A 6,619-nucleotide genomic window follows, 5' to 3' on the forward strand; every position below is an offset into this window, starting at 1 on the left:
TTCAACTGTAAATACAGCTTGTTGTACCGTCAACATGCGATTCACCTCCTTGTCTATCAATATTCACATCATGGACAGGAAAAGCAAAAAATATTCAGCTCACTTTATGATGTGGCTGAATAGTTACTTTTATTATTTCCTCTACATAAATTCTGCAAATTTATTTATTAAGATATATTTATCTGGTTATTAGAACCGTTGGTTTAGGAGGATGGTATGAAAACTGTAAGAATCAAAAATTGAAGCAGCAAGAGCCGACGAGTACGGAAAAAGGTTTTTCGTAGTTACAGAAGTTACAGAGGAAATCCGAAAGTTAGCTAAACAATCTGATAGATCTGCAAAGTAAATTTCTTTAGTTTTTAATCAAATCGTCTATGATCTTAGTCAAACAGTTAATTCTATTGTGGAAGGACAGAAAGAAGTCGCAATCGGCATCCATCTAATTGCAGAAACTGCTTCTGTATTTTAACAAATTGTAAAAGCTACAAATGAAATGAGGGTCTATTTGCAAGAGGTGGCGTTAAACACGGACAATATTTGTTTCAATCATAAGCATTAAAGAGAATATAAATCAAGAACTTTACTTTTGAAACGTCTTCACTAACAGAAGAAGTACAAGAATGAAATCATTTAGCTGCTAAACTCAAGATATCGGTAAATAACTTTAAACTGCCAAATGAGGTTAGAATAAAATGAATAAGGAAAAGCGGGTTCTTCAAATCGTAAATCGTCTTAGAGCGATGGGCATACCAGCAGAAATAACGAAATCAAGACTAGCTATATTAGCTGCTATATTAGAAGAAAATTCATGGAAAAAAGGTCAGAAAGGAGACTTTAGCAAATGGAAACCATTAAACCTTTAAATCCAATTGCGCTGGAATTAGGACCTTTAAGTATTCATTGGTACGGAATTATTATTGGTACAGGACTCTTATTAGGATTGTATATTGCTACTAATGAAGCAGTAAAAAGGGGATTACAAAAAGAGGTATTTACCGACCTTGTATTATGGGCTGTCCCTATAGCTTTGATATGTGCCAGAATTTATTATGTCATCTTTAATTGGTCGTATTATTCGCAACACCCCAATGAGATTATAGCTATATGGAAAGGCGGAATCGCCATTCACGGGGCTTTAATAGGTGCTATTGTCACAACTGTCGTTTTTGCAAAGAAAAGGAATTTGAGTTTTTGGAAATTGGCAGATATCGCAGCACCAAGCATTATACTGGGGCAAGCAATTGGACGTTGGGGAAACTTTATGAATCAGGAAGCACATGGAGGACCCGTTTCAAGAGAGTTTTTAGAAAGACTTCATCTTCCTGATTTTATCATTAATCAAATGTACATTGAAGGAAGTTATTATCATCCAACATTTTTGTATGAGTCTCTATGGGACTTGATAGGGTTTCTGATTTTATTGATATTACAACGTTTAAACTTAAAACGTGGAGAAGTATTCTTGACTTATGTTATATGGTATTCGATTGGTAGATTCTTTATTGAAGGGATGAGAACAGATAGTTTAATGCTAACAGACAATTTAAAAGTGGCTCAAGTTTTATCTGTTGTTTTAGTGATTACAAGCACAGTCCTTATATTATACAGACGAACTAGAAAAGATTTGACGGCTAGGTATAAAGATTAAATTAAACTGTTTTTAGGCTATCGAAAAAAGATCGATAGCCTCTTTTTGATGATGTATAAAATTTTGTGTAAAGCATTTTACTATATAAGTTGCAATAAAGATTTTCCGATTGTTCGATTCTGTTTTCCTTCATAGTATGGCAAGAAATTCTTCAACACCTCTACCAAAGAGGCGTCAAGGAAAAGTGCTTCTGGGCGTATTCGATGGTCTTCCGGGGCTGGAGGAAGCCTTTAAGGCGGTGTATCCGAAAGCCGATGTACAGCGTTGTGTCGTGCACAAAGTCCGTAACACGCTCAGTCGTGTTCGGAAAAAAGACCAATTCGAAGTGGCCGAGGATCTCAAGCTGATTTATCGCGCGCCGAATAAGAAGATAGCGTTACAGATGTTTCAACAGTTTGAGTCGAAATGGTCCAGCAAGTACCCGAGAGAAGTCCAATCTTGGGCCAATGAGTTGGATGTCCTCCTTACATTTATGGATTATCCAAGCAGTATTCGAAGTGTGATTTACACGACGAATGCCATCGAACGAACGATCAAGGAGATTCGGAAACGCCTAAAGCCGATGAACAGTTTGAGCAGTTTAGAAGCCGCTGAAAAAGTCGTGTATTTGACTGTTCAAGATTTTAATGAGAGATGGGCAGGGCGAAAGTTAAGAGGATTTGCCGAAGCGCATGAAGCCCTTCAACGAATGTTTGAAGAACGTTATTGTTAACCAAATACTGTAAATAAACAAAATAAAAGGATTCTCCCTTTCCACACATAAGACTGAATATTCAGTCTTATGTGTGGAGGAAATATCCCCCCTCTATTCTAAATCCATTTCAGAGATACCCTACCCCATTACATTACACAAAATTCTTGACGGTACCGTATTTTCCAAATAAAATAATTATTGTAATAATTGTAATATAATGAATCTTTAGTTATATTAAAACCGCCCCTTATCCTATGTTTTGATTTTGTTCTGTTTCACAAGTGCATTACATGCCTAGTCTCAATCTTTCTAAGGGTGATCATTTTGAACGCTACAAAATTTTGTATAGCAACGTTTCTTTCAAACTTGGGGGATGTCATATACAGTGTTGTTATAGCTTGGTATATTGCTGATGTTTTACAATCAGGTTTTTTGATGGGAGCAGTTTTATTTTCCCTAGGTTTGTCGAGATTTATTGCTGGGCTTCTTTGCGGACCGGTTATTGATCGAATAGGGGCAAAGTTGTTTCTGTGGTTGTCAGACATGATAAGGGCAATCATTGTGTTAGTTTTGGCTATTCTGTTATGGGATCATACTATCTCTTTTGTAATTCTCATAATGGTCTCCGTTTTGTTTGGAGCGATTGATGCTTTTTATTGGTCAGCCTCAGAATCAATAAAGCCAAGATTAGTCGCTACTGAATATTTGAGTCGTCTCAATAGTCAATACTTCACTGTTGTAAGAACAACGATCATTTTGGGCCCTTTAATCGCCGCTTGGACGGTTGAATCAATCTCAATAGAACATTCCTTGATAGCCATTTCCATCTTATATGTATTTTCAACTTTTTTAATTTTGTTTATTGACTCTAAAAATAGTCATCTTGAAAATATGAACGATAATAATGACAAAACTTCTTACTTTTCGGATTTAAGACTTGGTTTTAGTTTTTTGAATAGACAAAAAATGATTTTTTATTTGGTTATAACTATGTTTTTTGTAAATATTGGAGCAAATGGGGTTAATGTATTGTTCCCTTTTTTAGCTAAAAATGTTAGTGATGATGCTAAGTATTTAGGATATATATATTCATCGATGTCAATGGGAAGTTTGTTAACTGGTTTAATCTTTTCGGTTAAAAGCATTCACAGGGTTGAATTGAAGATTATTTATTTATCTTTTCTTTTACAAGCTACTGGTATTGCCGCACTATGTTTCACCCGAAATTTTTTGATTATTCTAATTTTTGTTTTTGTAATTGGCTTAATTACTGGTTTTACAGGAGTCCTTATACCTACTTTTGTTCAACGTTCTGTGCCTATTCATTTATTAGGAAGAGTTAATAGTATTATGATGGCGATTTCAATGCTTTCAACGCCAGTAGCCCAGTTTATTTTTGGGGTCAGTGTTGATTATTTCAATATAAAATATCTTTTCTTCATTGCAGGTGCTTTGGGTATAGTTACTAGTTTATCTTCGTTATTAATTAATGAAAGAAAAGGTACGCCAAGAGAAACTGTAATGTAAAGGAGGTGTTAAGCTTGAATATATTAGTTGGCGTTACAGGTTCTTCAGGAGTTGTTGAACTACCTATGTATTTACGAGTTTTTAGAGAAAAACTAGATGCTAACATTAGACTAGTTTGTACATCGAACGTTCAGAAATTTATTGATGTCAATTTTTTGGCGGCGCACGCTGATGCTCCTGCATATCAGGATATGTACGATTTTCCAAAGGAGTATACACGAAATAGAGTTCCTCATTCCTTTTTACATGACTGGGCGGATATTTTCATCATTTTGCCTTGTACTGCTAATACTTTAGCGAAGTGTGCAAACGGAATAGCTGATAATTTGCGAACGGTGCCAGGCACTGTTCGTAATGAGAAATTCAATTTTCCACTTTTGCATTTCCCTTATTTCCCGATTTTAATCAAATTGTCCCCTATATTTTACGAAAGGATGATTTGTGTGCAATATCTCGATTTAAAAATGGATTTCATGTTTAAACAACTGTTCGGCCACCCAAGTAGAAAGTCAATCACGATGGCGTTTTTAAATGCGTTGCTACATCGGACTGGAGATGATCGCATCATCGACGTACAGTTTGAAAACACCGAACTAACGAAAGAAACAGAAGACGGTAAGACCGGACGGTTAGATGTCATCGTTCGCACAAACCGCGGCGAGCGCATTCACGTTGAAATTCAAATCATCCCACAATACGGTATGCCCGAACGGCTATTGTATTACTGGGCAAGGTTGTTTTCATCTTCACTATCGAAAGGAGAACGGTACGACATCCTCCCCCCAACGATTATGATCGCCATCTTAAATTATCCCCTTTTCCCACATGAAACAGATCGCTTTCATACCGTTTTTCACATTCGTGAAGACGAAGAACAGTTTCTTTGGAGCCATCACCTTGAATTTCATGTACTCGACTTGTCACAATTTATGGTAAAATGGAAGAAATATCGGAGAGAAGTGAAACAGTCACCAGAATGGCCATGGCTAACGATGTTGTCGGCTGTCGATGGACGAACGAAAAAAATGGATGAAGAGATGTTTCGTGAATTGGAGGGAATAGCCATGACAGAACAAGACATTTTAGAAGCGCTAGAAGAATGGCAAAACTTAAGCGTCGACCCCGAAAACCGCTACGCGTACGAAATGCGGCTGAAATGGCTCCTTGATCAACTCTCAAACATTCGCGGCAGTCGGGAAGAAGGAAGACAAAAAGGAAGACAAGAAGGATTGAAAGAAGGCTTAGAACAAGGTCGAGAAGAAGGGAAAAATGAAACGATTCGAAAAATGGTCGAAAAAGGAATGAGTATAACAGACGTTGCCCATATTCTCGACATGACAGAGGAGGAAGTACGGGAACGGTTGGGAGATTAGCGAACGGTGTCATCAAACGGTGCCAGGCACTGTTCGTAAGGCTCCCCGTTTCCTCACTGATTGGGGTCAAAGCCTTAATCCATTTGTATATTGTCACTTCAGATACGCCATATTCGCTGCTTAACGCACTCACCGAACTACCCGTGTGATAGAGTTCAACGATTGTCTTCTTAAAATCGTCGTTATATTTCTTTTTTTGTTTCATATCGGACACTTCCTCTCTTATGTTTTATGATAGAGAGTTAACTAAAAGCTGTCCATAAAACTATACTAGCACCATCTAGGGAGTGATAATCTTGAAATTATACGGTGAATTTACAAAGAAAGATTGGCTAAAAGCATTTAATATAGAAGAAAAGGATGTTCCAAAGTCATTTATTATTCATGGTGCTTGGGAATATGAAAAAAACCTAACGATATGGAAAGATAAGATTGTTAAGGATATATGGACACCTCATTGGAATTCAATTATAGGGAAATTAAATAATCAAAGAATCGGATTTGCTAATGTATTTGGAGGTCCAAGTGCTGCAGTAATATGTCATCAATTTGCATCTCTTGGAACCGATATTTTCATTCAGACGGGATACTTTGGTGGTCTATCTCATGATGTACAGTTTGGTGATATTTTAATTGTAACCGCTGCTGAAATGGCAGATGGTGTTTCACATTGGTATCTACCAGACCAACAAACAGTACAATCTGATAGAGAACTTATAGAGACAGCAATTAACTTTTGTGAAGACAGGGGATATAGTTATGTAACCGGAACCGTCTTTACAACGGGTGCAATCATGGTAGAAACAAGTGAAATGGTTCAAAAATGGGCTAAAAGTGGTCATATAGGGGTTGATATGGAAACAGCTACAACTCTAGCTGTTGCGAGGAAGTTTAATAAAAAAGCAATTGGACTACTCAATCTTTCTGACCATATTATAAAAAGAGATACATTCTATTCGCCTAATAAAAGACGAGATGAGATAAAGGAAAAAACTGATGAAAAGATAAGAGAACTCGCATTATATCTATCAAGATTATAAAATCTTTTATTCCACTAACAAAGACGATACCTTCAATAACTCTAAACTAATAGATTGTTTAACTATCAATCGTGTTTTAATTGATAGTTGTAATTGACAAGTCAAAAAGTAACTATTCAGCCACATCATAAAGTGAGCTGAATATTTTCTTCTTTCCTTGTCTATGATGTGAATATTGATAGACAAGGAGGTGAATCGCATGTTGACGGCACAACAAGCTGTATTTACAGTTGAGAGCTTAATCGGCAAAGTTCAACAACAAAAACAGCTCATTCATCAACTCGTTCAAGAAAATGAACATTTGCGTCACGAAAACAAACAGCTACGCAAAGAAAAT

Annotated in this window: 5 protein-coding genes and 3 pseudogenes; 7 read left to right on the plus strand and 1 reads right to left on the minus strand. The window is 36.5% G+C overall.

Annotated elements, in window-relative coordinates:
* Window positions 1-692 precede the first annotated feature (692 nt).
* From ETB99_RS15315 to ETB99_RS14245, 6 genes and pseudogenes are all read left to right on the plus strand, one after another.
* A complete protein-coding gene (locus ETB99_RS15315) occupies window positions 693-863 on the plus strand; it encodes an Lmo0850 family protein (protein ID WP_153125992.1) in 171 nt (56 codons plus the stop codon).
* Window positions 842-1,648 carry a prolipoprotein diacylglyceryl transferase gene (lgt, locus tag ETB99_RS14230; protein ID WP_006323303.1) on the plus strand — a complete coding sequence of 269 codons (807 nt, stop codon included), beginning with the start codon at window positions 842-844 and terminating at the stop codon, window positions 1,646-1,648. Before ETB99_RS15315 ends, lgt begins: the two co-directional genes overlap by 22 nt.
* 137 nt (window positions 1,649-1,785) lie before the next feature.
* A pseudogene (locus ETB99_RS14235) lies at window positions 1,786-2,360 on the plus strand (IS256 family transposase); the annotation flags it as partial.
* A gap of 297 nt (window positions 2,361-2,657) precedes the next feature.
* Window positions 2,658-3,869 (plus strand): MFS transporter, encoded by a 1,212-nt coding sequence (locus ETB99_RS14240; protein WP_171700900.1) that lies wholly within the window; start codon window positions 2,658-2,660, stop codon window positions 3,867-3,869.
* A gap of 5 nt (window positions 3,870-3,874) precedes the next feature.
* Window positions 3,875-4,189, plus strand: a pseudogene (locus ETB99_RS15320) (flavoprotein); the annotation flags it as partial.
* A gap of 123 nt (window positions 4,190-4,312) precedes the next feature.
* Window positions 4,313-5,242 carry an Rpn family recombination-promoting nuclease/putative transposase gene (locus ETB99_RS14245; RefSeq protein ID WP_309138158.1) on the plus strand — a complete coding sequence of 310 codons (930 nt, stop codon included), beginning with the start codon at window positions 4,313-4,315 and terminating at the stop codon, window positions 5,240-5,242.
* Between the two features lie 58 nt (window positions 5,243-5,300).
* On the opposite strand, the pseudogene ETB99_RS14250 reads toward ETB99_RS14245, so the two are convergent.
* Window positions 5,301-5,447: pseudogene (locus ETB99_RS14250) on the minus strand (transposase); the annotation flags it as partial.
* An 82-nt stretch (window positions 5,448-5,529) separates the two neighbouring features.
* Here ETB99_RS14250 and ETB99_RS14255 point away from each other — a divergent pair.
* On the plus strand, window positions 5,530-6,282 hold the full coding sequence (locus tag ETB99_RS14255; protein WP_309138159.1) for a nucleoside phosphorylase: 753 nt from the start codon (window positions 5,530-5,532) through the stop codon (window positions 6,280-6,282).
* The last annotated feature ends 337 nt before the right edge of the window (window positions 6,283-6,619 follow it).

This window comes from Anoxybacillus sp. CHMUD (genome assembly GCF_013096965.1).
Lineage (GTDB): Bacteria > Bacillota > Bacilli > Bacillales > Anoxybacillaceae > Anoxybacillus > Anoxybacillus kestanbolensis_A.

Coding starts and splice junctions, on each gene's coding strand:
- lgt (WP_006323303.1), top strand. CDS start 842: ATGGAAACCATTAAACCTTTAAATCCAATTGCGCTGGAATTAGGACCT.
- ETB99_RS15315 (WP_153125992.1), top strand. CDS start 693: ATGAATAAGGAAAAGCGGGTTCTTCAAATCGTAAATCGTCTTAGAGCG.